24 protein-coding genes are annotated in these 23,759 nt (G+C 39.3%); 10 read left to right on the forward strand and 14 right to left on the reverse strand.

Features of this window, described 5'->3' with window-relative positions:
* Nucleotides 1-3: 3 nt before the first annotated feature.
* The 3 genes from ACOKFG_RS15820 to ACOKFG_RS15830 form a co-directional block, all read right to left on the reverse strand.
* Complete coding sequence (locus ACOKFG_RS15820) at nucleotides 4-1,416, reverse strand: CotH kinase family protein (RefSeq protein WP_299486340.1); 1,413 nt, start codon at nucleotides 1,414-1,416, stop codon at nucleotides 4-6.
* Nucleotides 1,417-1,445: 29 nt separating this feature from the next.
* Complete coding sequence (locus ACOKFG_RS15825) at nucleotides 1,446-2,426, reverse strand: pyridoxal-phosphate dependent enzyme (protein ID WP_299486342.1); 981 nt, start codon at nucleotides 2,424-2,426, stop codon at nucleotides 1,446-1,448.
* A 163-nt stretch (nucleotides 2,427-2,589) separates the two neighbouring features.
* Complete coding sequence (locus ACOKFG_RS15830; protein WP_299174709.1) at nucleotides 2,590-3,831, reverse strand: FtsX-like permease family protein; 1,242 nt, start codon at nucleotides 3,829-3,831, stop codon at nucleotides 2,590-2,592.
* Nucleotides 3,832-3,834: 3 nt separating this feature from the next.
* Here ACOKFG_RS15830 and ACOKFG_RS15835 point away from each other — a divergent pair, with 3 nt between their 5' ends.
* Nucleotides 3,835-5,064, forward strand: a complete 1,230-nt coding sequence (locus ACOKFG_RS15835; protein WP_299486344.1) for a DUF1343 domain-containing protein — start codon at nucleotides 3,835-3,837, stop codon at nucleotides 5,062-5,064.
* Here the strand turns inward: ACOKFG_RS15835 and ACOKFG_RS15840 are convergent.
* The gene (locus ACOKFG_RS15840; RefSeq protein WP_299486346.1) at nucleotides 5,061-5,891 is read right to left on the reverse strand and encodes a sterol desaturase family protein; all 831 of its coding nucleotides are present in this window, start codon (nucleotides 5,889-5,891) and stop codon (nucleotides 5,061-5,063) included. The two genes, ACOKFG_RS15835 and ACOKFG_RS15840, sit on opposite strands and share 4 nt — an antisense overlap.
* Nucleotides 5,892-5,912: 21 nt before the next feature.
* Nucleotides 5,913-6,407 (reverse strand): YkgJ family cysteine cluster protein, encoded by a 495-nt coding sequence (locus tag ACOKFG_RS15845; protein ID WP_299486348.1) that lies wholly within the window; start codon nucleotides 6,405-6,407, stop codon nucleotides 5,913-5,915.
* Nucleotides 6,408-6,487: 80 nt separating this feature from the next.
* On the opposite strand from ACOKFG_RS15845, the gene ACOKFG_RS15850 reads away from it, so the two are divergent.
* Nucleotides 6,488-7,198, forward strand: a complete 711-nt coding sequence (locus ACOKFG_RS15850; protein WP_299486350.1) for a class I SAM-dependent methyltransferase — start codon at nucleotides 6,488-6,490, stop codon at nucleotides 7,196-7,198.
* Between the two features lie 42 nt (nucleotides 7,199-7,240).
* Nucleotides 7,241-8,104, forward strand: a complete 864-nt coding sequence (locus ACOKFG_RS15855; protein ID WP_298791335.1) for a hypothetical protein — start codon at nucleotides 7,241-7,243, stop codon at nucleotides 8,102-8,104.
* Nucleotides 8,105-8,109: 5 nt separating this feature from the next.
* On the opposite strand, the gene ACOKFG_RS15860 is transcribed toward ACOKFG_RS15855, so the two are convergent.
* On the reverse strand, nucleotides 8,110-8,742 hold the full coding sequence (locus ACOKFG_RS15860) for a 7-carboxy-7-deazaguanine synthase QueE (RefSeq protein ID WP_299486353.1): 633 nt from the start codon (nucleotides 8,740-8,742) through the stop codon (nucleotides 8,110-8,112).
* A gap of 112 nt (nucleotides 8,743-8,854) precedes the next feature.
* On the opposite strand from ACOKFG_RS15860, the gene ACOKFG_RS15865 reads away from it, so the two are divergent.
* From ACOKFG_RS15865 to ACOKFG_RS15875, 3 genes are all read left to right on the forward strand, one after another.
* The gene (locus ACOKFG_RS15865; RefSeq protein WP_422861596.1) at nucleotides 8,855-10,378 is read left to right on the forward strand and encodes a helicase HerA-like domain-containing protein; all 1,524 of its coding nucleotides are present in this window, start codon (nucleotides 8,855-8,857) and stop codon (nucleotides 10,376-10,378) included.
* A 9-nt stretch (nucleotides 10,379-10,387) separates the two neighbouring features.
* The gene (locus tag ACOKFG_RS15870) at nucleotides 10,388-10,918 is read left to right on the forward strand and encodes a hypothetical protein (RefSeq protein ID WP_422861597.1); all 531 of its coding nucleotides are present in this window, start codon (nucleotides 10,388-10,390) and stop codon (nucleotides 10,916-10,918) included.
* A 73-nt stretch (nucleotides 10,919-10,991) separates the two neighbouring features.
* Nucleotides 10,992-11,948, forward strand: coding sequence for a DUF4440 domain-containing protein (locus ACOKFG_RS15875; protein ID WP_299486359.1), 957 nt, complete (start codon nucleotides 10,992-10,994; stop codon nucleotides 11,946-11,948).
* Here ACOKFG_RS15875 and ACOKFG_RS15880 read toward each other — a convergent pair.
* Nucleotides 11,945-12,367, reverse strand: coding sequence for a winged helix-turn-helix transcriptional regulator (locus ACOKFG_RS15880; RefSeq protein ID WP_299486361.1), 423 nt, complete (start codon nucleotides 12,365-12,367; stop codon nucleotides 11,945-11,947). The genes ACOKFG_RS15875 and ACOKFG_RS15880 overlap by 4 nt on opposite strands.
* Before the next feature lie 97 nt (nucleotides 12,368-12,464).
* On the opposite strand from ACOKFG_RS15880, the gene ACOKFG_RS15885 reads away from it, so the two are divergent.
* Nucleotides 12,465-13,304, forward strand: coding sequence for an alpha/beta hydrolase (locus ACOKFG_RS15885; RefSeq protein ID WP_422861598.1), 840 nt, complete (start codon nucleotides 12,465-12,467; stop codon nucleotides 13,302-13,304).
* Between the two features lie 69 nt (nucleotides 13,305-13,373).
* On the opposite strand, the gene ACOKFG_RS15890 is transcribed toward ACOKFG_RS15885, so the two are convergent.
* Both ACOKFG_RS15890 and ACOKFG_RS15895 read right to left on the reverse strand, forming a co-directional pair.
* Nucleotides 13,374-14,819 (reverse strand): Gfo/Idh/MocA family protein, encoded by a 1,446-nt coding sequence (locus ACOKFG_RS15890; protein WP_422861599.1) that lies wholly within the window; start codon nucleotides 14,817-14,819, stop codon nucleotides 13,374-13,376.
* Between the two features lie 64 nt (nucleotides 14,820-14,883).
* Nucleotides 14,884-15,672 carry a 3-keto-disaccharide hydrolase gene (locus ACOKFG_RS15895; RefSeq protein WP_422861600.1) on the reverse strand — a complete coding sequence of 263 codons (789 nt, stop codon included), beginning with the start codon at nucleotides 15,670-15,672 and terminating at the stop codon, nucleotides 14,884-14,886.
* A gap of 191 nt (nucleotides 15,673-15,863) precedes the next feature.
* Between ACOKFG_RS15895 and ACOKFG_RS15900 the strand changes: the two genes are divergently transcribed.
* On the forward strand, nucleotides 15,864-16,286 hold the full coding sequence (locus ACOKFG_RS15900; protein WP_298791354.1) for a VOC family protein: 423 nt from the start codon (nucleotides 15,864-15,866) through the stop codon (nucleotides 16,284-16,286).
* A 2-nt stretch (nucleotides 16,287-16,288) separates the two neighbouring features.
* On the opposite strand, the gene ACOKFG_RS15905 is transcribed toward ACOKFG_RS15900, so the two are convergent.
* Both ACOKFG_RS15905 and ACOKFG_RS15910 read right to left on the reverse strand, forming a co-directional pair.
* Nucleotides 16,289-16,915 (reverse strand): DUF2306 domain-containing protein, encoded by a 627-nt coding sequence (locus tag ACOKFG_RS15905; RefSeq protein ID WP_299486366.1) that lies wholly within the window; start codon nucleotides 16,913-16,915, stop codon nucleotides 16,289-16,291.
* Between the two features lie 7 nt (nucleotides 16,916-16,922).
* Nucleotides 16,923-18,650, reverse strand: coding sequence for an alpha/beta hydrolase-fold protein (locus ACOKFG_RS15910; RefSeq protein ID WP_298791357.1), 1,728 nt, complete (start codon nucleotides 18,648-18,650; stop codon nucleotides 16,923-16,925).
* 150 nt (nucleotides 18,651-18,800) lie between these two features.
* Between ACOKFG_RS15910 and ACOKFG_RS15915 the strand changes: the two genes are divergently transcribed.
* The gene (locus ACOKFG_RS15915) at nucleotides 18,801-18,956 is read left to right on the forward strand and encodes a hypothetical protein (RefSeq protein WP_298791359.1); all 156 of its coding nucleotides are present in this window, start codon (nucleotides 18,801-18,803) and stop codon (nucleotides 18,954-18,956) included.
* Here the strand turns inward: ACOKFG_RS15915 and ACOKFG_RS15920 are convergent.
* The 3 genes from ACOKFG_RS15920 to ACOKFG_RS15930 all read right to left on the reverse strand — a co-directional run bounded on the left by ACOKFG_RS15920 (nucleotide 18,953) and on the right by ACOKFG_RS15930 (nucleotide 23,070).
* Nucleotides 18,953-19,840, reverse strand: coding sequence for a bifunctional 5,10-methylenetetrahydrofolate dehydrogenase/5,10-methenyltetrahydrofolate cyclohydrolase (locus ACOKFG_RS15920; RefSeq protein ID WP_298791361.1), 888 nt, complete (start codon nucleotides 19,838-19,840; stop codon nucleotides 18,953-18,955). The genes ACOKFG_RS15915 and ACOKFG_RS15920 overlap by 4 nt on opposite strands.
* Before the next feature lie 49 nt (nucleotides 19,841-19,889).
* A complete protein-coding gene (gene ffh, locus ACOKFG_RS15925) occupies nucleotides 19,890-21,218 on the reverse strand; it encodes a signal recognition particle protein (protein ID WP_298791364.1) in 1,329 nt (442 codons plus the stop codon).
* A 100-nt stretch (nucleotides 21,219-21,318) separates the two neighbouring features.
* On the reverse strand, nucleotides 21,319-23,070 hold the full coding sequence (locus tag ACOKFG_RS15930) for a hypothetical protein (protein ID WP_298791366.1): 1,752 nt from the start codon (nucleotides 23,068-23,070) through the stop codon (nucleotides 21,319-21,321).
* Between the two features lie 114 nt (nucleotides 23,071-23,184).
* On the opposite strand from ACOKFG_RS15930, the gene ACOKFG_RS15935 reads away from it, so the two are divergent.
* Nucleotides 23,185-23,682 carry a sigma-70 family RNA polymerase sigma factor gene (locus tag ACOKFG_RS15935; RefSeq protein WP_298791368.1) on the forward strand — a complete coding sequence of 166 codons (498 nt, stop codon included), beginning with the start codon at nucleotides 23,185-23,187 and terminating at the stop codon, nucleotides 23,680-23,682.
* The last annotated feature ends 77 nt before the right edge of the window (nucleotides 23,683-23,759 follow it).

The raw sequence follows: 23,759 nt of genomic DNA on the forward strand, positions 1-23,759 counted from the left end.
AAACTACAATTGACTTATTTCAGTATCTAACCAAGATAACCTGTTTTCTATCCAGTTGGTCAAATACCCTATTTCTTCTTCATAACTACTACCTACAAAGTTGTTGGGCCATATATAAGTTCCGAGGACAGGCCAGGTGTCGAAATTTTGTACCACTGAACCTGACTCATTCAATTGCAATAGATACGCATCAATGTGGTCCATAATAGCCGCATTTGACAGCTGCCCACCTCTTAAACTCGACCAACGTTCTTGTAACTGCGCAACAAATGCTGGATCTTCCAATAGTCTATCCCACCAAAAGGGTACCAGCCAAATATCATCTGGGCAACGATCATTAAATTTATAGGCCCAAACATTTGGACTACCGCCGCCACAATAATCAGCATTACCAAAGGCCAGGTTAAAATCCCAAATGGGACCCATTTTTAATTTTTCGTTTTTATCCTTGTGCATAAAAGTGCTCAATCGATAACCATCGACATTATTGGACAACTCGTTCAACAAGAAAAAGTCTATAAAGCTTTCCTTATCTATAAAATTAGCATAGCCCAAATCCGGATCTAAAAAATCTTCTGAGGCAAGTGCATCCTCAAAATCGGCCATGTATGTCGAAATATATTCTTTTTGCTCTGCGGTAATGTCCTCGGCATCCGGATATTCGTAAAGAAAATATGTTTCTTGTCCTCCTGAGGCATTGGGTGGAGGATATGCAGACACAAATGAGTTTAGTTCGTTATACCCTTCACCTAAATTATTCCCTGCTGTTTTATCGATCTTCAATATATAACCTCCGGTAAGATCTTCTCCAGAATTTTCATCATCTTTTAGCTTATTTATATCTATGCGCTCCCCATCTCTTTTTAATTTCTCCATAAAAACATACACACCTTGGTATTGATCATTTAATGTTAAATCAACGAAAAGGGTTCTACTTGCATATTGGTCTAAATCCCTGGCTATGTCATATATTAAAACATTTCGCATTAAGGTTTTGTCGCTGTAAGGACCGTATAATATCCAATCTTCTTCTTCTGGAAATCCAAAAAGTGATACGTTAATGTCTTCACCATTCTCGTCCCAGGTCTCTAGCCCATAAGATTTTTTATCGAAAATAAGTTGTGATGTGGCGCCTCTGAATTCAATACCCAGATTCCCTTTATAAATAGTATCGCCAGTTACAACAAACTTAGCTTCTGAGCTTATCTTAGGTTCATCAACAATTACACCTCCATTTGTATTTACAAATACTTGTGGCAAGCGGTCCTGTAATGGTATTTCAGTATTCTCATCATCTTCACCGGTTTCATCATCGGTGACCACTATAGAATTGTCACTACTACAAGAAAAGGAAAGAAGCGATGCGATAAGTAAACCTAAAATTTTTATGTGTTTTGTTTGGAAAAGAAGGGTCATGTCAATTTTTTGACACCAATTTACCAAATCTAATCGATGTAACCCATTTGTTGCATCCACTCATCATTGAACATTTTGCCAACGTATCTGCTTCCATGATCATGGAAAAGTACTACAACAACATCATCTTTGGTGAATTGCTCTTTTAACTGAAGGAGTCCCTTTATTGCCGCCCCTGCAGAATTACCCAAAAACATGCCCTCTTCCTTGGCCAAACGTTGAGTATAAACAGCTGCATCTTTGTCTGTTACCTTGGTAAAGCCGTCTATAACATCGAAGTTGACATTTTTCGGAAGAATATCCTCCCCGATTCCCTCGGTAACATATGGGTAAATTTCATTTTCATCGAAAATCCCAGTTTCATGATACTTTTTAAATACCGAACCATAGGTATCGATACCCCAAACTTTGATGTTAGGGTTTTGCTCTTTAAGATAGGTTCCCACACCAGAAACGGTACCACCTGTTCCTACGCCAACCACAAAATGCGTGACTTTACCATCGGTCTGATTCCAAATTTCAGGTCCGGTGCTTAGATAATGAGCCTTGGTATTACTTGGATTGTCATATTGGTTTACATACCATGAATTTGGAATTTCTGTGGACAATCGTCGAGCGGTTGAATAATAACTTCTTGGGTCATCAGGCGCTACATCTGTAGGACATACATGTACTTCGCTACCAACTGCTTTTAAGATGTCTATTTTTTCTTTAGACTGCTTATCACTGATAACACAGATCATTCTATACCCTTTAACGACGGCGGCAAGAGCCAACCCCATTCCCGTGTTCCCTGAAGTTCCTTCAATAATAGTCCCACCAGGTTTTAATAGTCCAGATGCCTCCGCATCTTCAACCATTTGAAGGGCCATTCGGTCTTTTACTGAGTTTCCAGGGTTAAAAGTCTCATATTTGGCCAACACCAAACAAGGCAAGTCGGCCGTAAGCTTGTTGAGTTTTACCAACGGGGTATTTCCGATGGTCTCAAGAATATTTTCAGCGTATTTCATAATCGTTGCAAAGGTAAACTTTTGGACTATTGAATTTTGCTGGGATTGGATTTTTGGACATCCATTAAACAAACGGTGATAGGAGTTCGGAAAATTGAACGTATGTCATTGTAGATGAATAAAAAATTGAGCATTTCCTCCACTTTGTTACGGAAATGTCAATTTACTCAAACTTAATAGCCTTAACCGGGGTTATTTTGGTAATAATGTAGGACGGCAACAGCAACATCAACAGACATAAAAGCATTACGCCCAAGTTCAACATGAGTACCGTAGGTATGTCAATATGAATAGGAATATATTCGATGTAATACTCCTCTGGATTCGGGAATTTAAAGATTCGAAATTTATCTTGAAGATAAAGCAGGGCCAATCCAATACCATTGCCCCAAAGTAAGCCGATTGCAATCAGATATCCGGCATTGTACAAAAACACCTTTCGAATACTCCAGTTTTCAGAACCAAGCGCTTTTAAAACACCAATCATTTGAGTTCTTTCCAAAATCAACACCAATAAGGCAGTAATCATATTTATGCCTCCCACAATAATCATGATTCCAATTATGAGAGCAATATTGAAGTCGAATAATCCAATCCACTCGAATATGCGGAAGTATTTACTCTTAATGTTTTGTGTATCTAAGCTGGAAAGTGTTTTACCATAAATTTCATTGCTTTTTGCCTCCATTCGGTCAAAATCTTCAACAAAGACCTCAAAATTTCCAATTTCGTTGGAGTCCCATTTATTCATGCGTTGAATATGGCGTAGGTCCACAAAAATGATATCCCTGTCAAATTCCTCGAAACCGCTGTCATAAATACCAACTACATTAAACTTTCTATTATTGGGTGGCTTAGAAGGGTCATTTTCCTTGAGAAAAATGGCAAAAAAAGAATCTCCAACCTTCAAATTCAGAAGATTAGCCTTGATTTTGGAAATCAGAACTTCATCGTTTAGTTTTTCAGAATAATCTGGTAATCTGCCATCAACAAGATATTCTTCAAAAAACGTCCAATTGTAGTCTTTACCAACTCCTTTGGCCAGCATTCCTTCAAAAGTATCCGTAGTTCTGATTATCCCACCTTTGGTGGCGACAGCCTGGACGTGGGAAATGCCTTCTACATCTTCAAATTTCGGGTAAAAATCCTGTTCTATAGAAACCGGGGTCACCGAAACTTCCGAAGTGTTGTTATCATAGTTTGAGATTTGAATATGGCCATTAAAGGCAGCAACTTTTTCCCGAATCTTATGCTTTAAGCCTACTCCGGTGGCAATGGCAATGAGCATCATTACAATGCCAATAGCAATAGCTGCAATGGCAATTTTTATTATAGGTGCGGAAATACTAATTTTATGCTCCTTCCCTGTAATCAGGCGTTTGGCAATAAACAATTCTAAATTCAACGAATGCCCATTTTATCTATATTCAAAAGTACAGTTTTATTGTTGGTTTTACTGTTCTCGTCATGTAGAGGACAAGAAAAATCCAATAACCCCATCACGGAAAATGTAAAAACCGATACAATCGTACCAATTATTGTCGGAGCCAATAGAACAGAACTCTATCTTAAAGAACTTCAAGGAAAAAAAGTCGGAGTTGTCGCCAACCAAACGAGTGTCATCTTCAAAAAAAATAGCGGACATACCCATCTTGTGGATTCATTGCTCTCACTCAATGTGAATATGGTAAAAGTTTTTGCACCAGAGCATGGCTTTCGTGGAAAAGCTGATGCGGGCGAACATGTAAAAGATAGCATGGATGCCAAAACGGGACTTCCCATTTTTTCACTTCATGGAAAAAACAAAAAACCTACTGCAAAGCAACTGGATGGTTTAGATATCATGGTCTTTGATATTCAAGATGTCGGAGTTCGATTTTACACTTATATCGCCACTTTACAACTGGTAATGGAGGCCTGTGCTGAGGGCAACATTCCTGTTTTGGTCCTAGACCGACCCAATCCGAATGGACATTATGTAGGTGGTCCTACTATGAAAAATGAGCATACCGGATTTTTAGGAATGACTAAAATTCCTCTCGTGTATGGAATGACCATTGGCGAATACGCTCAGATGATTAATGGGGAGAAGTGGTTGAAAGGAGGAAAAAAAGCTAATCTGACCATAATTCAACTTAAGAATTACACGCATAATTCACCATATCATTTACCGATAAGACCTTCTCCGAATCTACCGAATGATGTCTCAATTACGCTATATCCAAGCTTAGGTCTTTTTGAAGGCACTAATGTGAACGCGGGACGTGGCACGGAATTCCAGTTTCAGCGCTATGGGGCATCATTTTTAGATAGTACCGCATACGATTTTAGTTATGTTCCAGAACCTAATTTTGGGTCGAAATACCCGAAAGAGGAAGGTAAAAACTGCTTTGGAGAAGACCTTTCAAAAGTTAAAAGAATGAACGTTGTTTCCCTTCAATGGTTGATTGATGCATATACCCATTCGTTGGATAAATCAAAATTCTTTAAGACCAATTCCTTTACCAAACATGCCGGCACAACTGAGTTGCAAAAGCAGATTGAATCTGGCATAACTGAAGAAGAGATTAGGAAAACCTGGCAAACGGAACTAGAAAACTTTAAAAAAATCCGAAAAAAATATCTTGTTTACGACTAGTCTTCAGTTGTTGGCTTCCGATATTTATGAAACGGCTGTTTAAGTAAGCTAATAATGCTACTATTTTCTTTTTCATCCGGAAAGGTATCCACTCCGTAGACTATTTTCTCTGTATCCATTGACATATAAGTCCCAAAAAGCCTATCCCAAATAGAGAAAATATTCCCATAATTAGAGTCGGTATATGGCAATTTATAATGATGATGTACTTTGTGCATATCCGGGCTTACAATAATCCAGCTTATTGCATTATCCAGTTTTTTGGAAAGTTTGATGTTGGCGTGATTGAATTGTGACAGCACTACGGACATGCTTTGGTACAACATTATTATTCCAATCGGAGCGCCTACGATCAAAACACCTATAAGCGTGAATGTATATCTAATCAAACTTTCCAGCGGATGGTGACGGTTAGCTGTTGTCGTGTCCACATTATGATCTGAATGGTGCACTAGATGAACCATCCAAAGGGGTTTAACCTTATGTTCTACCCAATGGGCCGTATAAGCGCCAATTAAATCGAGAAACATCACGCCCAGCACCACATAGAGCCACAAGGGCATTTGAGGCAACCAATTGATGATTCCAAAATCGTTGGCTATGCTCCAATCGGAAGTTTTTAGAAGCAAAAATGCTAAAGGGAAATTCACCAAAATCGTTGTCAACGTAAAAAAGAAATTCGGAACGGAATGCCTCCATTTCTTGTAGGGAATATTGAAAAGGGGCACAATACCTTCCAAAATCCAAAAAAAAGTAATTCCCCCCACCAAAATAAGGCTTCGATGCAAGGAGGGAATAGTTTCAAAGTAGGTCATTAGCTGTTCCATATTCCCAAATATAAGAAATCATTAAAGTTTGATTCTACGCTTCATTTCTTCCACAATTCGAAAAGCAGCAGGGCAAATAGCCACATTTTTTAAGGTTATATTGCTAATTTGATGGAACTTTTTTCGGTCTGTATGCGGAAATTCACGACATGCCTTTGGCCTCACATCGTAGATGGAACAATAGTTATCACTTCCCAAAAAGGCACAAGGCACCTGCTGTAACACATAATCATTTTCTTCATCGACCCTTAAATATTGCGCAATAAATTGTGAAGGTTTTAATCTGAGGTGTTTGGCAATGCGTTCAATATCCGAATTCGTAAAAAGTGGTCCCGTTGTTTTGCAGCAGTTGGCACAGGTTAAGCAGTCTGTCCGCTCGAACTCTTCATCATGCAATTCCCGCATAATATAATCCAGCTTTTTTGGCGGTCTTTTTTTCAACTTTGCGAAAAACTTCTTGTTTTCCGCATGCTTTTCCTTTGCTTTTTTGGGTAATTGCGCCAGTTCTTCTTCCATACAACAAACATAAAAAACTGTAGCTATTTAAACCTTTATGTATAATTAAAGTCCCATTTTTGCATCACCATTTGTACCATATGGCAGATATTTTAGGTAAGGCGTTGTTGGATTATCACTCAGGAAACTACACCGAGGATATAAAAACCTATTCGTCGTTGGACGAAGAAGATAGCCTGCCGCTTCCCTATTTATTCCGAAGTTTTAAGGAAATGCCCATTTTAGAACAAAAAGCGCTTCAAATAACAAAAGGAAAAGTTCTTGACATCGGCAGCGGAGCTGGAAATCATAGTCTTTATCTTCAAAACAAAGGGTTCGATGTGACCGCTTTGGACGCATCCGAAGGCGCCATCGCAGTATGCAATCAAAGAGGGCTAAAATCCACTGTCAAATCATCTATTCTTGATTTTTCACGGGATAAGTTTGATACCCTATTGCTACTTATGAATGGCATAGGATTGGCAGGAAAACTTAGTGCCATTGATGGGTTTTTGAAACATTTGAAATCATTATTGCTTCCGAAGGGGCAGATTTTATTGGATTCCAGTGATATAATCTACATGTTCGAACAAGATGAGGATGGCGGGTATTGGATTCCAGACAACGCTCAATATTATGGGGAAGTGCAGTTTCAAATGGAATATAAAGGCCAAAAAGGTTTACCTTTTGCATGGCTTTACCTTGATTACAACACATTGAAAAATGCCTGCGAAGCAAACAATTTAAATTGTGAAATTGTAATATCCGGTGAGCATTACGACTATTTAGCCAAATTGTCAATAAAAGAATAATAGAACCTGGTATTGAGCGTTCTATTTAAATAGCATTTTAGCATGAAAAAGAAAATCTTACTATATACCCTTCTTGGTATAACCTTGGTTTGGTCTTGTTCCAAAAGTTCAGATGATACTCCTGGACCTACAAGTGTTGATAAATCGGCCAATCTTTTAGCGACCGGAGCTTCGGCCAGTGACATTCTGGGCAATGCCAATTTTGATAGATTGCTTATTGAAGTAGCTCATGTCAATGGTTTTAGGCCTACGGATGCCACCATGGACAATTTTGAAGCCTTCCTTAGGGAAAGGACTTTTAAAACAGATATCGAATTTACCTTCAATGCATTACCTTCTCCTGGTGAAGAAACTTTGACTCTTCAGGAAATTGCAGATTTGGAGAGTGACAACCGCACCGCATACAATAGCGGAAATACCCTGGCTATTTATATTTATTTTGCTAACGCCCCCTCGGATGATGATGATGAAAATGAGGGTCTAGTAACATTAGGAGCTGTATACAGAAACACTTCCATGATCATCTATGAATCTACCATAAGGAACTTAGCTGGTCAAAGCAATTTGGTCTCTGTTACAGATATAGAAAGTGCTACCTTAAACCATGAGTTTGGACATTTGTTCGGTTTAGTGAACCTAGGGACCCCAGCAGTAAATAACCATGAAGACCCTGATGCCGAAAATCATTGCAATGTTCAAGGTTGTTTAATGCGTGCAGAACTACAATTCGGAGCAACGAATAAGAGTTCTAGTTTAATCTCAAAAAGTGAACTACAATCGGCGTGTCATTTATCTGGGATGGGCATGATGAAATTATTGCAACAACAAGTCTCAAAAGGACTTCCTGTAGTGCCTGTTTTAGACTCTGAATGCGTTTTAGATCTTCAAAACAACGGAGGTAGATAAAGCTCTTAAGGTATATTCAAATATTTATGGGTCTGTAAAGACACTATCCATTTTGGATGTTGCATTACATAATCTACTATAAGAGGAATCATTTTCTCCCTCACACTCCATTCAGGCTGAAGATAGAGGATGCAATTTTCATTGACCTTCGCTGCTTGTTCCTCTGCAAAAATTAGATCGTGTTTGTTGTACACGATTACCTTTAATTCATGCGCAACCTCGTAGATTTCTTCTTCCGGAAGTTTATTTTTTTTTGGTGATAAACAAATCCAGTCCCAGCTTCCTGTCAATGGATAGGCACCTGAGGTTTCTATGTGAATTTTTAAATTCTTCGCTTTCAAGCTTGCGGTAAGAGGTCCCATATCCCACATCAACGGTTCTCCCCCGGTTATCACAATAGTATTGGAATATTTGACAGCATTATCCACGATATTCTCAATAGCTGTAGGTGGATGGGTTTCAGCATCCCAACTTTCCTTTACATCACACCAATGACAACCCACATCACAACCTCCAATGCGAACAAAATAGGCGGCGGTTCCTTTGTGATAGCCTTCGCCTTGAATGGTATAAAACTCCTCCATTAAAGGAAGCATAAGCCCCTTTTCCACCAAATCCGATATCTGTTCTGAAACCATGGCGCAAAGATACGTTGGATGGTTGAATTACTTTACAACCACAAGAAGTTGTTTCTGTTTGCTGTTTCAGAATTGTTTAAAATAACCCTATTTTTATCGCAAATTGAATTCCATGAGCACTACCGATAAATTCTTTGAGCATATTGAGAAGGGCTATGCCACCAAAGGCGATTATATTACCATGGGGGCAGGAATGCTCAATGGAGAGGCTGTAACGGAAGCTTTTATTAAAGTTCCACTAAAGACACTCAATAGGCATGGACTTATTGCAGGTGCAACGGGTACTGGAAAGACAAAAACACTACAAGTAATTTCTGAAAATCTTTCAGAAAAAGGGATTCCCGTTTTGTTAATGGACCTCAAAGGTGACCTAAGTGGTATTGCACAACCTAGTCCGGGACATCCAAAGATTGATGAACGACATGAGAAAATTGGACTTCCATTTGAGGCAAAAGGTTTTCCCGTTGAGATTTTATCGCTTTCAGAACAAGATGGGGTGCGATTGCGAGCAACAGTGTCCGAGTTTGGGCCTGTACTATTATCAAGAATCTTGGACCTTTCGGTAACCCAAGAAGGCATTGTTGCAGTGGTTTTCAAATATTGCGACGATAATAAACTCCCTCTTTTAGATTTAAAAGACTTCAAAAAAGTGCTGCAATATGCCACAGGAGAAGGAAAAAAGGAATTTCAGGATGCTTATGGTCGAATTTCCACGAGTTCTACTGGAACTATTTTAAGGAAAATCATAGAATTGGAGCAGCAAGGCGCTGACCTTTTCTTTGGAGAAAAGTCCTTTGATGTGGATGATTTGGTGCGAATCGATGAAAATGGACGAGGTTATATCAACATTATTCGATTGACCGATATTCAGGACAGACCTAAACTGTTCTCAACTTTTATGTTGAGCCTCCTGGCGGAGATATATGCCACATTCCCAGAACAAGGGGATAGTGACAGACCGGAATTAATACTATTTATTGATGAGGCACATTTAATTTTTAAAGAAGCATCCAAAGCTCTATTGGACCAAATCGAAAGCATTGTCAAATTGATACGTTCCAAAGGCATTGGCCTATACTTTGTCACTCAAAACCCTACCGACGTGCCAGATGATGTTTTGGCACAATTAGGTTTAAAAGTACAGCATGCGCTCAGAGCATTTACTGCAAAGGACAGAAAGGCCATAAAACTGACAGCAGAGAATTATCCTGATTCAGAGTTTTATGACACCAAAGAAGTACTGACTTCTTTAGGAATCGGTGAGGCTTTAATTTCTGCATTGGATGAAAAGGGACGACCAACACCTTTGGCAGCAACCCTACTTCGGGCTCCTATGAGTCGAATGGACGTGCTTACCGAAGCTGAACTCAAGGAGGCTTTGGGCAAGTCAAAACTCATTAAAAAATACAATGAGGATATTGACCGAGAAAGTGCTTATGAAATCCTGAATGAGAAAATCGAAAAAGCCGAAAAAGAGGCCGAGAAAGAAAAAGAACGGGAAGAAAAACGAAAAACCTCTTCACGAAAAAGCTCCTCTACACGAAGAAGTACCCGAATGAATCCTGTAGTAAAAGTGCTCACCAGTGCCACATTTATTCGTGGTGTGTTGGGTGTATTAAAAAAAGTTATACGATAGAAAAAGTATATGAAGAAATTAGGCCTGGCTCTTGGTATTTGTCTGTTAATAATTGGATGTGGAGAAAAGGACACCACTTTTTTGATAACGGAGAAGTCTGTGGGCTCTCTTTTAAGCGAGACTACCGTTGCTAATTTAAATCAGGTTTTTGCCCAAGATTCTATCTCAAAGGATACGGCCAGTTCTGACTCTGGAAAAATTAAAATCTATCAAAAGAACGGAAAACATTTATTGACCCTAACCTCAAGTTCGGATAGCATTCCAACAATCGAGAATATTCGCATTTTTGACAATCGCTATAAGACTGACAAGGGTATTGGACTTAATAGTACCTTTCAGGATATCCAAGAAAACTATTCCATCAAGAAAATTGTTACCACAATCAATAGTATTGTCATCTTTCCAAAAGAAAGTAATCTGTATTTTACCATTGATAAGGAAGAGTTGCCTTCCAATTTGAGATATACTACCTCTAAAGTTGAAGCCGTTCAAATTCCGCCTACTGCTAAAATTAAATATCTAATGCTCGGCTGGGAGTAGTGCCTGTTAATTAATTCCTAAAGAGGTTTAAAGAGAGCGACCATTTGGGTAATTTCAGGGCAAAACCAACCCAATGAAGATAGCTTTCCTTTTTCTTTTAGTACCAGTTCTCTCCTTTGCACAATACGATTTTGAACCTTCATCCGAGCATCCTTTTGGTCTTCCCAATCCTGAGGCCCCGAAAGAAATCATGGATTTTGCTCCATTGATCGGAGAATGTAATTGCAAATCGTACAGTCTAAAAGCGGATCAAACCTGGGCGGAACCCATTGACATGGTCTGGCGGTTTAAATATATAATGAATGGAATGGGGGTCCAGGATGAAACGCTAAAAAAGGATGGCAGGCATTCCGGAAGTATTCGTCAGTTTATTCCCGACAGCACAAAATGGTATGTGCATTATTATAGCTCAGGTGCCCCATCTACTAGACTTTCAACATGGGAAGGCAACAAAACCGAGGAAGGTAAAATTATACTCTACCGCGAACAAAAGGCACCGAATGGAACAGATGGGTTTTTCCGGCTCTCTTTTTATGATATTGATGAAAAAGGATTTAAATGGGTCGGTGAATGGGTAGACAAAACGGAACAGGTAGTATTCCCTACTTGGAAAATTGATTGCTCTAACGGCAAGACTTCCCAAACAGATGAAGAGGAAAAGAACAAAATAGTTACGGCGTCCCGAAATTTTTCAAAAGCGTTTATAGCCCAAAATTTTGATGAAATGGGCAATATTTATACAGATGATGCCAAACTAATTCCCCCAGGAGTGTCCATAGTTGATGGTCGTGAAGCCATCAAAGCGCGTTGGGAAATGGGAAAGGAAACCAAGGTACTCTCACATAGCATGGACGCTTCAGAAATAAACATTATCGGAGATTATGCTTACGATTATGGGTATTACCGTGGCACCAGTCAGAAAGGGAAAGAATCGGTTTCTACATGGAAGGGAAAATATGTCGTGGTTTGGAAAAAGACATCAGGTTCTTGGCAAATGTATATCGACATTTGGAATAGACTAATGGATTAAATTAATCCATATTTTTCCCGATTGGCAAGCACCTTAGGACTGTTTGTTTGCATCCACTCTGTTAGTTCCAGAAGTCGTTCAACGTAGGACTGTCCAAAATCGGTAAGGCTATATTCCACGCGAATGGGTACTTCAGCATAGACTTTTCTTGAGATATATCCATCTGCTTCCAAGACTTTTAACCGTTGGCTCAACACTTTACTCGAAATGCCATAGACAAATTTCTTCAATTTATTAAAACGTAAAACGGGAAAATACCCCAACCATAAAATGATAAGTGTACTCCACTGGTCTGAAGCTACAGACATTACATCTCGAACAGGACAAAGTTCAGGTGGATTCTTGTAATCAATATGGCCAAACATTTTTTGCAATTTTTTTGCCATTCTAACCTGCTGATTTTCAGTAACAGTTTCCATTTTTATACTTGGTTTTGGAGAGGTGACTTCTTTTTTCTTCTAAAATGAATATGTAATTTTAGTTTCTAATAAAAAGTAAGTTACAAAAAGTAACCATATGAAAAAAGTGATCGCAAAAATACTTCCCCTAGCTTATGGGCAATATTTTAACCTTAATTCTCTCTTTTTTCCTAAAAAAACTGCCCATAGGGCATTTAATCTATTATGTACGATAAGAAAAGGTAGGGTACAGCCCCAACAGGCAGATTATCTGGAAAAAAGCAAGAATGTAGTTGAACAGGTTGCGAATCATCAATTGCAGACCTATCATTGGCCAGGAAATGGTGAAACCGTGCTCTTGGTGCACGGCTGGGAAAGCAACACTTTCCGTTGGCGAAATCTGATTAAAAAACTTCAAGAAGCCAATTTCAATATTATTGCTTTTGATGCTCCTTCGCACGGACATTCCTCGGGTAAACTTTTGTATGTGCCGCTTTATGAAGAAGCAGTGCATTACATGGTAAAAAAATACAACCCAAAGTACTTGGTTGGGCATTCCGTCGGTGGAATGACCTTAATGTACAATGAATATAAAAATCCTAATCCAGCCGTAGAAAAAATTGTCACTATTGGTTCTCCCTCCGAATTCCATGAAATTATGGAGCATTCTCAAAACATCCTAAGGTTTAGCAATCGCTTTATGGGTATTATCGATAATTACATCCAAGACAGGTTTGGTTTTAAAATTCATGATTTTTCTACTTCCCAATTTGCGAAATCCAACACCAAAAAGGGACTCTTATTTCATGATTGTTTAGATCTTGTCGCCCCCTATCATGCCTCTGAACAAGTCCACGCTAATTGGAAAGGAAGTAAACTGGTAACTACTCAAGGTTTAGGACACTCCATGCACCAGGAAGAAGTTAATGATGAAATCATTAATTTTCTTTTGGCATAACCCATTCAAAAAAAATCCCTAGCGCTTTTTGCATTAGGGATTTTAAGAGTACTCGTTAAGATGGAGAAACTAGAATTTTCTATATTCTCCTTGCAAATATTGATTGGCTTCTTCTTCTGCAAACTTGGCATTTTCACTATCCCAATGCAGCGTTTTATTCGGGAAACGTCCCGCTATAACACCCAGGAGAATGGTTTCCGTCAAACGGGCAGCATACTCAAAAGGAGCAGTACATTTGTCCTTGCCTAAGCAGGCGTCGATAAATTGATGATAGTGTTTGGGTCCTTCACTAGCGTAGTTTCTGACAGGTTCTCCTAAGTTATGCTTGGCAATGTCTTTGGAAATATCGACATATTTGCCTCTTACAATCTTTCTTGGCAATTGCATAAAATGAGGTAGGAGCAAGCGTCCCTTTGTTCCCACAAACATAGCCCCCTGTTCTGGAAGTTCTCCTGCATTCGCAACTTTAGCATCCAGGGAAATGTCTGTTTTGGAAGCTTTCTTTTTGGTGTTTACCCCACCCTTTGCGCCCGGAAGCACCAAATCTTCATGGGCAGGAGGCATTCCTGGACCGTCATACCAAATCCACTTTAATGATTTGTCTGTGTATTCCGTTCCTGGGAATTCGTATGTAACGGTATTGTTTTCTGGATACCCATAACCGTTCGGCTCGCGGCATTCATTTATAATGGTCTTGGGAACATCAAGGTTTAATGCATTATAAGGTGTGTCGAAAATATGAACGCCCATATCACCTAAAGTACCGCATCCATAATCCATAAGTTTTCTCCAGTTTCCTGGGTGGTAATATCCTTCCTTATAAGGACGCTCTGCCGAAGTGCCCAACCAAAGGTTCCAGTCGAGTTGTGCAGGTACAGCGTCTTCTCCTTCTGGCTCAGCTCCATTATATCCCCAAGATTTTGGACTCCAAGCATGCACCGTATGTACTTTTCCAATTATACCATCCTGTATCAACAATGTGGCCAATTTATAATCGTAAAAAGAATGTACCTGTATACCCATTTGGGTAACCAGACCCTTGTCTTGGGCCACCTTCTTCATGGCCCGAGATTCAGAAACATAATGAGTCAGCGGTTTTTGGCAATAGACATGCTTGTCCATTTCCATAGCCATCAATGAGGCCGGTGCATGGGTATGGTCCGGTGTAGATACAATTACCGCATCAATTTCATCGGCCATTTCATCCAACATCACACGATAGTCAAAAAACACTCGAGCCTTCGGGTGTTGCTTGCGTGCCGTGGATAAGTTGATTGCATCTACATCGCAAAGTGCCACCACATCAACCTGTGAGTGCGATGATATGTCATTTAGATCTGCAGCTCCCATATTGGCCACCCCAATATGAGCTGTTCTTATCCTGCCATCAGGTTTTATCGTTCTCAACTTTTCATTGGCACTAAGAACGGAAGGTGCGGCCAGCAAACCGAGGGCGCCCACACCACTTTTCTTTAAAAAATCCCTCCTATCTTGATTTGACATCTTCTTACTCATACTATTATCTTAAAAATTATTTTTTCTACTGTAACTTTTGGCTGTGACCCTTCCTTTACTAGTTCTATAGCCTTCTTATTTTTATATTCTTGAACCAAATAGGACTTGAATGATCCTGCAATGCTATGAAACCCTTTTTGAATTTTCCGTAATCGGGAGCATTGTCCCACTTTCCTGAATTTTTCTTTTTGTTCCAATCCTCTGACCATGGTTGAAACTCCAACAGCTTTTTACCATTGAGCCAATGTTCCACTTTTTCCGGGGTAAAAACAATCCTGGAGGAATTCCATTCCCCAACGGGATTTAATTCCTTTTGGGATTCATCGGCAACGTGCATAGCATAATCAGCACCGGTCTTTTGCCAGTCCTGCAACACTTCTGGATTTTTAGCCCCAAACTGAGAGTTATAATCAGTCAAATTATGGATTCTGGCATAATTCTCATCATCTATAAGCTGATATTCTGGAGAAACTACAGGAGGACCATCATATCCCTCCTTCACATGATAGAAGATACCACTATTGCCTCCTTCGGGTATTTTCCATTCTAAATACAACTCAAAATTGTCAAACTCCTCTGCGCCATAGATAATATCTGTGCCTCCTTCATAATCTTGCTCCAATCCCAACGCGGTATCGAAGGTTAGCGTGCTGTCCTTAATAGTCCATCCTGGTGGCAAGGAATCACCATTATATGCTCTCCACCCTTTGGTAGTTGAACCATCGAAAAGATACACCCATTCATTCGTCTCTGGATTGGTTTCTACTATTGCTTCTTTTTTGACCTCTGTCTTTTGCGCTACTTTACAAGAACTAATAATAATAAACGATACCAGAATCGCGATTTTTTTCATTTTAGTTGCTATTTAATTAGTTATGTTGTCAGTTATTAAAGATAATCACATTTGCCCGTGGTAGGAATTTTTTTATACCATCAACACAACATAAACCACGAATGCTGTTTTGTAAAGAATTATCTGGTGTTATTCTAAAAAATCCCAAAATCAATTTATTAATTTTGTGAATACAGTAATCATCTATCCTTATGCAGACCATTACTCCTTTCCATATTGCCATTCCGGTTCATAATCTGGCCGAATGTCGTAGTTTTTATCGTGAAATATTAGGTTGCGAAGAAGGTAGAAGTAGCGACCACTGGGTCGATTTTAACCTTTTTGGACATCAATTGGTCATTCATTATAAACCAAAATCAGAGGAAACCCTGCACACCAACGCGGTAGATGGTAAGAATGTTCCCGTTCCGCATTATGGAGTGGTATTACCATGGGATATTTTTCAGTCTTTTTCAAAAGAATTAGTGGCAAAAGGAGTTGAATTTGTTATTGAACCCTATATCAGATTTGAGGGTGAGGTTGGAGAGCAAGCTACCATGTTTTTTCTTGATCCAGCAGGGAATGCTCTAGAATTCAAGGCCTTCAAGGATATGGGACAACTTTTCGCGCAATAATTTTATGCCAGTGTCAATCCTTTTTTTCTGACCCAGAAATAGGCGAAAATCATGTTTGGCACCCAACAAAGCCATGCAACTATTTTGTATGCAATTAAGAATTCTCCAAAAGCCATTGTCAAAAGTGGCAGCCAAATACGTAGAGTTACAGCGGCAAAGCAGGCGGCATAACTGTAAATCATCATGCCTTGATGTAATTGCAAATCTTTTACACGAATGGCTTTGTAAGCTCTCACCGTGGTATACAACCATATTACTCCCAAACTGAGGAATCCTAAAGCCGAAACCGTACCTCCAGTGGCAAAAAAACCGATATAGATTGCACATAGCCCACTAATCAAGGCTGTCAGAACATATATCTTACCTAAGTTTCTATGAAGTTTTAGGCTCCTTTTCCTTATTTTTTTACTGAATTGTGACCATCCGGTAAGTAGAGCAAGACCTCCAAAGCTTATATGTCCATAAAAAGCAATACTCCAGAGCTGATCGGATAATAATTCGGTTGTTTTACTTTGCAACAGACCAAAAGGTTCGGTTACTATCCAATACACTAAGGGATAAAGCCCCACCCCTATTGCCAAAAAGGCAAATATGAACCAAGCTATTTTATTTCTTATTATGCCAGCCATTTCTGAATCATTTATAACGCCAACTAGTTAAATCAGCTCCTTTCGGTGCACTTTTCGCTATTCGTTCCATTATTTTGGGGACATACATCGTGTTATAGCGCATTCTAGTGATATGATTGGGTAATTCTGGATCTCCATTCCAACAATGTTCTGCTCTGTCTCCATACAAAACTTCACCTCCATAGTATGGGTCCGTTGTGCTCTCTAAAAAATCCTCCATTAAGTAAACTGCATTGTTTAAGTAGTAATTATCCATATCCCCGCAATAAATGTGGATTTTGCCCTTGAGATTTTCCCCTAATTTATCCCAATCACGTTCTAAAATATGTTTTAGGTCATAGTTCTCTTGCCAATATTTTGCAACTTCCGGGTCAATTTCTCCTGTCATCTTATCCCAAATCCGTTGTGGATAGCCGTCTTCTCCTTGCGGTGAATAGGTTGCTTCCCAAATATCCCATTGCTGACCTGACCGCGATTTTGTTCCCAATACCAACTCCAAATGATTGTTTTCCCGAACCGTGCTCTGTATGTGACCGAGATAATCGCGATGAGCAGGTACTTCTATTGCTTTGTGATCACTTTTATAATAATAGGCGTTCTCGTCTTCATAAATATTGGTGAGGCAATAGGCCCTAAAATCGATGGGGTCTGGACAAGCCGCGAAACATCCGTTGTATTCTTCCGGGTATTTAACTTGAACAGCGAGTGCTTCCCAACCCCCAGTGGAACCGCCATATAAAAATCGTGACCAACCTTCTCCAAGTCCCCTAAATTCTTTTTCTATATAAGGAATCAACTCATGGGTAATTGCATCGCCATAAGGTCCTTGACTTGCGGAGTTCACTGCATAAGAGTCGTCATAATAAGGGGTTGGATGCTGGATTTCAATAATCAAAAACCGAGGAAAATCAGGTTCGTTCCATCTTTTATAAAAATCGTAAGCCTCTTGCTGTTGAATAATATTATAGCCTTCTATATCAAAACGTGAAGAATACTCAGGCTTAGTTTCAGGGTCTGGTGGTGTTGTTCTAAAACCGCCAAAATCACTTGGAAAATGCCCATGAAAAATCATCAATGGGTACTTTGCCTCTGGATGTTCATCAAAACCCTTTGGCAGCAATATATGAGCTCCCAAGTACATATCTCTTCCCCAGAATTCAGATAGCTTTTCAGATTTAATTTTTATGTGCTTTATCCATTTAGTATCCTCCGGTTCTTCTATGGGAGGTATGACCTTATCCATTGTTATGTGTAGGTTCTGAATGCCTTTTTCTGTAATTGTCACTTTAACAGGATCGCTATATACATTTCCTGGTGACCTGTTCCATTGTTGTCCTTCTCCATTGTCCATTGGTAGTTTAACGGTATGTCCGGTAGATAGGTTAAAGGTCTCATAGGTGTGCAACAGTGCTTGCGCATTATATTCCCCTGGAGGCACTTTGTTTAGACTTGGATATGGAAATCCGAAAACAGAATCGTCAAAAACAATTTCTTGTTCGGACTTCATACCATTCACATCCATCCCAAAAATCAATTGAGCATCCAATCCGGTCCCTATTTGAAAACGAGGTTCTTTTTCATCATTGGTGGAAAGCATTAGCAGCAATCTTCCGTCAAGAGTTTCTTCATTGGCCTCCTTTGAAAAGGAAACCACAACCTTATTGGTGTTCTGCGTCTTGTCGCACGAATTCAATAGAAGAGCAAGACAAACGGTTATCAAAAGATAGTTTTTCATGGTTGGATTGGAATTTGATAAAAAGATACTGATTTTAAATCACGGTTCAAATGATTTAGCACCACAACCATAAATTGATACTAATAGGTACCAAAAATGCGTTATATATCTAGAAATCATAGGGTATAACACCTACTAAACTACCAAGTGATGAAAGTAATCTTACTCTTAATTATCGTATTATTCTCTTCTTTGGCTATATCTGGCTGCACGAATGATGAAGGTGAAGGTGACCTAGATATTCTTATCCCTGAAGATGAGCAGGAACAACTATCAACCTCTTCCAAAAAGAAAATTAGCGATTAGTTGTTGGTTGATTGATGTCTTTCCCTAGCCAGAAGGGTGTTCTTAAGTAGCATGGCGATGGTCATAGGACCTACACCTCCGGGTACGGGAGTGATATACGAAGCTTTTTTGCTGACAGCTTCAAAATCTACATCACCTGTGATGTAATATCCTCTTTCCCGAGTCTCATCAGGTACACGTGTTATCCCAACATCAATAATTGCTACGCCTTCTTTAACCATATCCGCCTTAAGAAAATTTGGAACTCCCAAAGCCGAGACAATAATGTCGGCCTGAAGGGTCAATTCTTTGATATCCTTGGTTCTGCTATGCGTCAATGTAACTGTTGAATTGGCGGCTTTTCCTTTTTGACTCATTAAAATACTAATGGGTCTTCCCACGATGTGACTTCTTCCAATGACAACGGTGTGTTTACCCTCGGTATCGACATCATATCTGCGGAGTAGTTCCATGATACCAAACGGTGTGGCTGGGATGAATGATTTCATATCCAACGCCATTTTTCCAAAATTGGTAGGGTGAAATCCATCTACATCCTTATCTGGGTCAACGGCCATCAACACTTTTTGCTCATCGATATGTTCGGGCAGTGGAAGTTGTACAATGTACCCATCAATATCGGCATTGGAGTTCAAAGCAGCTACTTGGCTTAGTAATTCATCTTCTGTGGTCTCTTCTGGTAAATGAATCAAGGTTGATTCGAACCCTATTTTCTTACAGGAACGTACTTTGCTGCCCACATAGGTTAAACTTGCACCATCGTTCCCAACCAATACAGCAGCCAAATGAGGAACTTTTTCTCCTCTTTCCTTCAGCTGAGTTACCTCAACAGCAATTTCATCTTTAATTTGGTTTGATATTTTTTTTCCGTCGAGAATTTCCATCTGGATTGGTTATTGGGTTAAAGGTAAAAGGTTTGGTTATTTCGCGCTTTTATCTCATGTTCTGCATCATCTGCATCATCTTTTTGCCACCGCCGCCTTGCATCATCTTCATCATTTTACTCATTTGCTCGAATTGCTTCAATAATTGGTTCACTTCTTGAATAGTTCGCCCACTTCCGGCTGCTATACGCTTTTTGCGGCTGGCATTCAGTTTAGAAGGAGTCGAACGTTCATCAGGTGTCATGGAGTGAATAATGGCTTCGATATGTTTGAAGGCGTCATCGTCTATATCAAGTCCTTTCAAGGCTTTTCCCGCACCGGGAATCATACCCATGAGGTCTTTCATATTCCCCATTTTTTTGATTTGCTGAATCTGGCTTAAGAAATCGTCAAATCCAAAACGGTTTTTGGCTATTTTCTTCTGGATTTTGCGTGCTTGCTCCTCATCAAATTGTTCTTGGGCACGTTCAACTAAGGAGACCACATCACCCATTCCCAAAATCCTATCGGCCATTCGAGAGGGATAGAAGACATCAATTGCCTCCATTTTTTCTCCTGTACCAATGAATTTTATGGGTTTATCTACAACAGATTTGATTGAAATGGCTGCACCGCCTCGGGTATCACCATCCAGTTTGGTAAGGATGACCCCATCGAAATTTAAAACATCATTGAAGGCCTTAGCCGTATTCACTGCATCCTGACCGGTCATGGAATCCACCACGAACAAGGTCTCTTGAGGAGTTATTGCCTTATGGATGTTTGCAATTTCCGTCATCATTTGTTCGTCAACAGCCAAACGACCTGCGGTATCTATAATGACTACATTGCAACCATTTGCTTTCGCATGTGCTACACCGGCTTTGGCAATTTTAACCGGGTCATTGTTTTCACGGTCGGAAAACACCTCAACGCCGACTTGTTCACCAACTACATGCAACTGGTCTATTGCCGCAGGGCGGTAAACGTCGCATGCTACCAACAATGGCTTTTTGGTTTTTTTGTTTTTGAGGTAATTGGCCAATTTACCCGAGAATGTGGTTTTACCAGAACCTTGAAGACCCGACATTAGAATTACCGATGGATTCCCCGAGAGGTCCACTTCTTCGGCATCGCCACCCATCAATTCGGTCAATTCATCTTTTACAATCTTGACCATAAGTTGGCCAGGTTGCAAGGAGGTCAATACATCCTGACCAAGAGCTTTTTCCTTGACCTTATTCGTAAATTCCTTAGCTATTTTAAAATTGACATCAGCGTCCAATAATGCCCTTCTAATTTCTTTGAGGGTCTCTGCAACATTGATCTCGGTTATTTGCCCGTGTCCCTTGAGGACGTGTAATGCCTTATCGAGCTTTTCACTTAAATTGTCAAACATCTATTTGTGTCATTTTAAAAGAGGGACAAATTTAAGAATAAAAAGAAAAGGACGGCTTTGGGGAGAGCCGTCCTTTTCAAAAAAGATAGGGGAAAAATATTTATATCTTCTCGAAAATTAGAATTTCTGTAGAATTCTCATCTTCATGAACCAATACTATTTTATTGGCGGTGACAGATTCAATATACCAATCATCTGTAATCTCTCCGAACTTGGCATCATTTGCAAAGTTGAGGAAGAACTTTAACTCATTATCATGGTTTCTGATAACCCTCCATAGCCCTTCAATAATTGGATTGTCATTCTCATCCACTTGAACACGGTGCATTTCATTGAAATAGAAATCCAAACCATCAAATTCAGTGGTCATTTCCACATTATCTTCAACGTACTCGGTAATATTCCAAGCACCATCCATTAGAGTTGTTCTGATTTCAACAACGTCTCCATCATTTGCATTATCATCACACACACGCAATAAAATCAATTCATAATCAATTTCGTCAACTTCAAACCTCAATCTGGTATCGTTTAGATCTCTCAATGGCCAATCGAAGCTTACTCCAGGTTCATCACCCATGGTAATCAATAGGGATGGAATTCCTTCATTGTTTGGACCAACTTCCCATGTACCTTCTGAAGTTGTATCGCCATCACTCAAAGTAACCACACCATCTGGCAAGAATTTGAATTCAAATCCTATAAGTCTTTCAATTTCTTCGCCTTGATTTTTTACTTTTTTGATGATCCACTCACATTCTTTCAAGATTTCTCTTAATGTATCTGGCTCAGGAACATCATCCTCACAAAGTTGCTTCATGATAATCTTGTTACCACCTTCAGCATAAAGTTTGATAGTGTGATCTCCGATTTCATATACCAACCACTCTAGGTTAAAGTCAACCAAAGTATCGAACTCAAGGGTTAGTAGCGGACCACGATCGGTAAAACTAGAACTCCATGTACCGTTAAGTATGTTTCCTTCTCTGTCCTTAACAGTTACTCCTCCGTCTTCGGTAAAAGTCATTAAGTATTCAAAATACTGATCTGTTTGGTTTACTTCGTCTCTTACAACTTCTTTTACCAACCAAGGACACTGCGTTAAGCAAAAATCAAATCTTTCTTCATCAAAATCGTCATCATTGAAATCATCATCATCATCTTCATCACATTCGTCTTCCGCCATTTCTAAGGCCTGGGCCAACTCGGCGTTACTACCTGCAGTAATTTCCGTACCATCAAATTTTTTCAAAGTGATTGGAAACTCAATACTAACTAAATCTCCATCTTCCAATCCATCAAAGAACTTTCTTAATTGTTCATCACTTTCAACCATAACCTCACCGGTCTGTTGGCTGTTGATGTCAAACGTAAAAAGGGTAATAGGGTAAACAAAGTCGATACACTCAATATCGTCATCATCTCCACCTTCCACACATTCCGCGGCCAACTCTCTTAATTGTTCCTTGTTTTCGATAACAAGTTCTGAGAAGTCGGCATAGGTAATGGTAATTGGAAATAGGATTTCCAAAATGTCTTCATCCACATCTACTTCATCAAAAATATCTTCAATAGTTTGAAGGTCTTCTTCAGAATCGATGCTCACATCAATACCATTTACATTTACGGTATATGGAAATTTAAGTGCAAAACAGCTTGCGCCATCTACAATGTTATCGAAAGAACCATCATTGGATGATGTTTTTTCAATTAAAAGTGCGGTGGATGAACCAGCCTCTAACGTTTCTTGGTTATTGCCGTTCACCTCTTCAAATTCTTCTTGACAAGAAGTGAATGTAAGTGCCACGGCAAAAAGCGTGACGTACATTAAGTTATTTATCAACTTTTTCATAACGATTTGGATTTTTTGGGTTATGCTTTGACCATTAAACAACTGTATTGGAAAAAACCCTACCTGATCTTAATTTTTTTCAAATATCTTTGGTTATCAGACAAACCCTTCTACATGAACAACGTTTGCGAAGAGCAGGTCTTTAGCTCTATTTTCAAGGCTAATTCCAAAACGGTTTTCAACTATATATATTATAAGTTTGGGAATGAGGAGAAAGCACATGATGCTGTACAAGAGGCTTTTGTAAAGCTTTGGGAAAATTGTGCCAAGGTAATGCCCGAAAAGGCGAAGTCCTATTTATATACGGTGGCCAATAATTTATACTTAAATGTAATCAAGGCGGAAAAAGTTCGATTGAAGTATGCAAAGCCCACTTTAGAGATTTCAAATGAGTCTCCAGAATTTTTGCTTGAAGAAAAAGAATATCAGCAAAAACTGGACAATGCGCTAAATGATTTACCTGAAAATCAAAGAACAACATTTTTATTGAATAGGATAGATGGTAAAAAGTATGCTGAAATAGCTGAGATGGAAGGGGTAAGTGTAAAAGCGATTGAAAAACGGATGCATTTGGCCCTAAAAACCTTGAGGGAAAAGATAGATGGGATTTAGTTTTTGAAGCTAATTACCTAATACTGAAATAAAAAAGTAGGGTTTTTTAAAACCTAATTGTTATTAAAACGTAAAGC

Origin of the sequence: Flagellimonas rhodophyticola (genome assembly GCF_049332665.1) — a bacterium.
Lineage (GTDB): Bacteria > Bacteroidota > Bacteroidia > Flavobacteriales > Flavobacteriaceae > Flagellimonas.

Bases quoted from the DNA above. Each gene is read 5' to 3' on its own strand.
- ACOKFG_RS15900 (WP_298791354.1), top strand. From the start codon at position 15,864: ATGCAGACCATTACTCCTTTCCATATTGCCATTCCGGTTCATAATCTG.
- ACOKFG_RS15935 (WP_298791368.1), top strand. From the start codon at position 23,185: ATGAACAACGTTTGCGAAGAGCAGGTCTTTAGCTCTATTTTCAAGGCT.
- ACOKFG_RS15885 (WP_422861598.1), top strand. From the start codon at position 12,465: ATGAAAAAAGTGATCGCAAAAATACTTCCCCTAGCTTATGGGCAATAT.
- ACOKFG_RS15920 (WP_298791361.1), bottom strand. From the start codon at position 19,840: ATGGAAATTCTCGACGGAAAAAAAATATCAAACCAAATTAAAGATGAA.
- ACOKFG_RS15840 (WP_299486346.1), bottom strand. From the start codon at position 5,891: ATGGAACAGCTAATGACCTACTTTGAAACTATTCCCTCCTTGCATCGA.
- ACOKFG_RS15880 (WP_299486361.1), bottom strand. From the start codon at position 12,367: ATGGAAACTGTTACTGAAAATCAGCAGGTTAGAATGGCAAAAAAATTG.
- ACOKFG_RS15865 (WP_422861596.1), top strand. From the start codon at position 8,855: ATGAGCACTACCGATAAATTCTTTGAGCATATTGAGAAGGGCTATGCC.
- ACOKFG_RS15825 (WP_299486342.1), bottom strand. From the start codon at position 2,426: ATGAAATACGCTGAAAATATTCTTGAGACCATCGGAAATACCCCGTTG.
- ACOKFG_RS15915 (WP_298791359.1), top strand. From the start codon at position 18,801: ATGAAAGTAATCTTACTCTTAATTATCGTATTATTCTCTTCTTTGGCT.
- ACOKFG_RS15930 (WP_298791366.1), bottom strand. From the start codon at position 23,070: ATGAAAAAGTTGATAAATAACTTAATGTACGTCACGCTTTTTGCCGTG.
- ACOKFG_RS15845 (WP_299486348.1), bottom strand. From the start codon at position 6,407: ATGGAAGAAGAACTGGCGCAATTACCCAAAAAAGCAAAGGAAAAGCAT.
- ACOKFG_RS15850 (WP_299486350.1), top strand. From the start codon at position 6,488: ATGGCAGATATTTTAGGTAAGGCGTTGTTGGATTATCACTCAGGAAAC.
- ACOKFG_RS15820 (WP_299486340.1), bottom strand. From the start codon at position 1,416: ATGACCCTTCTTTTCCAAACAAAACACATAAAAATTTTAGGTTTACTT.
- ACOKFG_RS15895 (WP_422861600.1), bottom strand. From the start codon at position 15,672: ATGAAAAAAATCGCGATTCTGGTATCGTTTATTATTATTAGTTCTTGT.
- ffh (WP_298791364.1), bottom strand. From the start codon at position 21,218: ATGTTTGACAATTTAAGTGAAAAGCTCGATAAGGCATTACACGTCCTC.
- ACOKFG_RS15835 (WP_299486344.1), top strand. From the start codon at position 3,835: ATGCCCATTTTATCTATATTCAAAAGTACAGTTTTATTGTTGGTTTTA.
- ACOKFG_RS15910 (WP_298791357.1), bottom strand. From the start codon at position 18,650: ATGAAAAACTATCTTTTGATAACCGTTTGTCTTGCTCTTCTATTGAAT.
- ACOKFG_RS15855 (WP_298791335.1), top strand. From the start codon at position 7,241: ATGAAAAAGAAAATCTTACTATATACCCTTCTTGGTATAACCTTGGTT.
- ACOKFG_RS15905 (WP_299486366.1), bottom strand. From the start codon at position 16,915: ATGGCTGGCATAATAAGAAATAAAATAGCTTGGTTCATATTTGCCTTT.
- ACOKFG_RS15875 (WP_299486359.1), top strand. From the start codon at position 10,992: ATGAAGATAGCTTTCCTTTTTCTTTTAGTACCAGTTCTCTCCTTTGCA.
- ACOKFG_RS15890 (WP_422861599.1), bottom strand. From the start codon at position 14,819: ATGAGTAAGAAGATGTCAAATCAAGATAGGAGGGATTTTTTAAAGAAA.
- ACOKFG_RS15870 (WP_422861597.1), top strand. From the start codon at position 10,388: ATGAAGAAATTAGGCCTGGCTCTTGGTATTTGTCTGTTAATAATTGGA.
- ACOKFG_RS15860 (WP_299486353.1), bottom strand. From the start codon at position 8,742: ATGGTTTCAGAACAGATATCGGATTTGGTGGAAAAGGGGCTTATGCTT.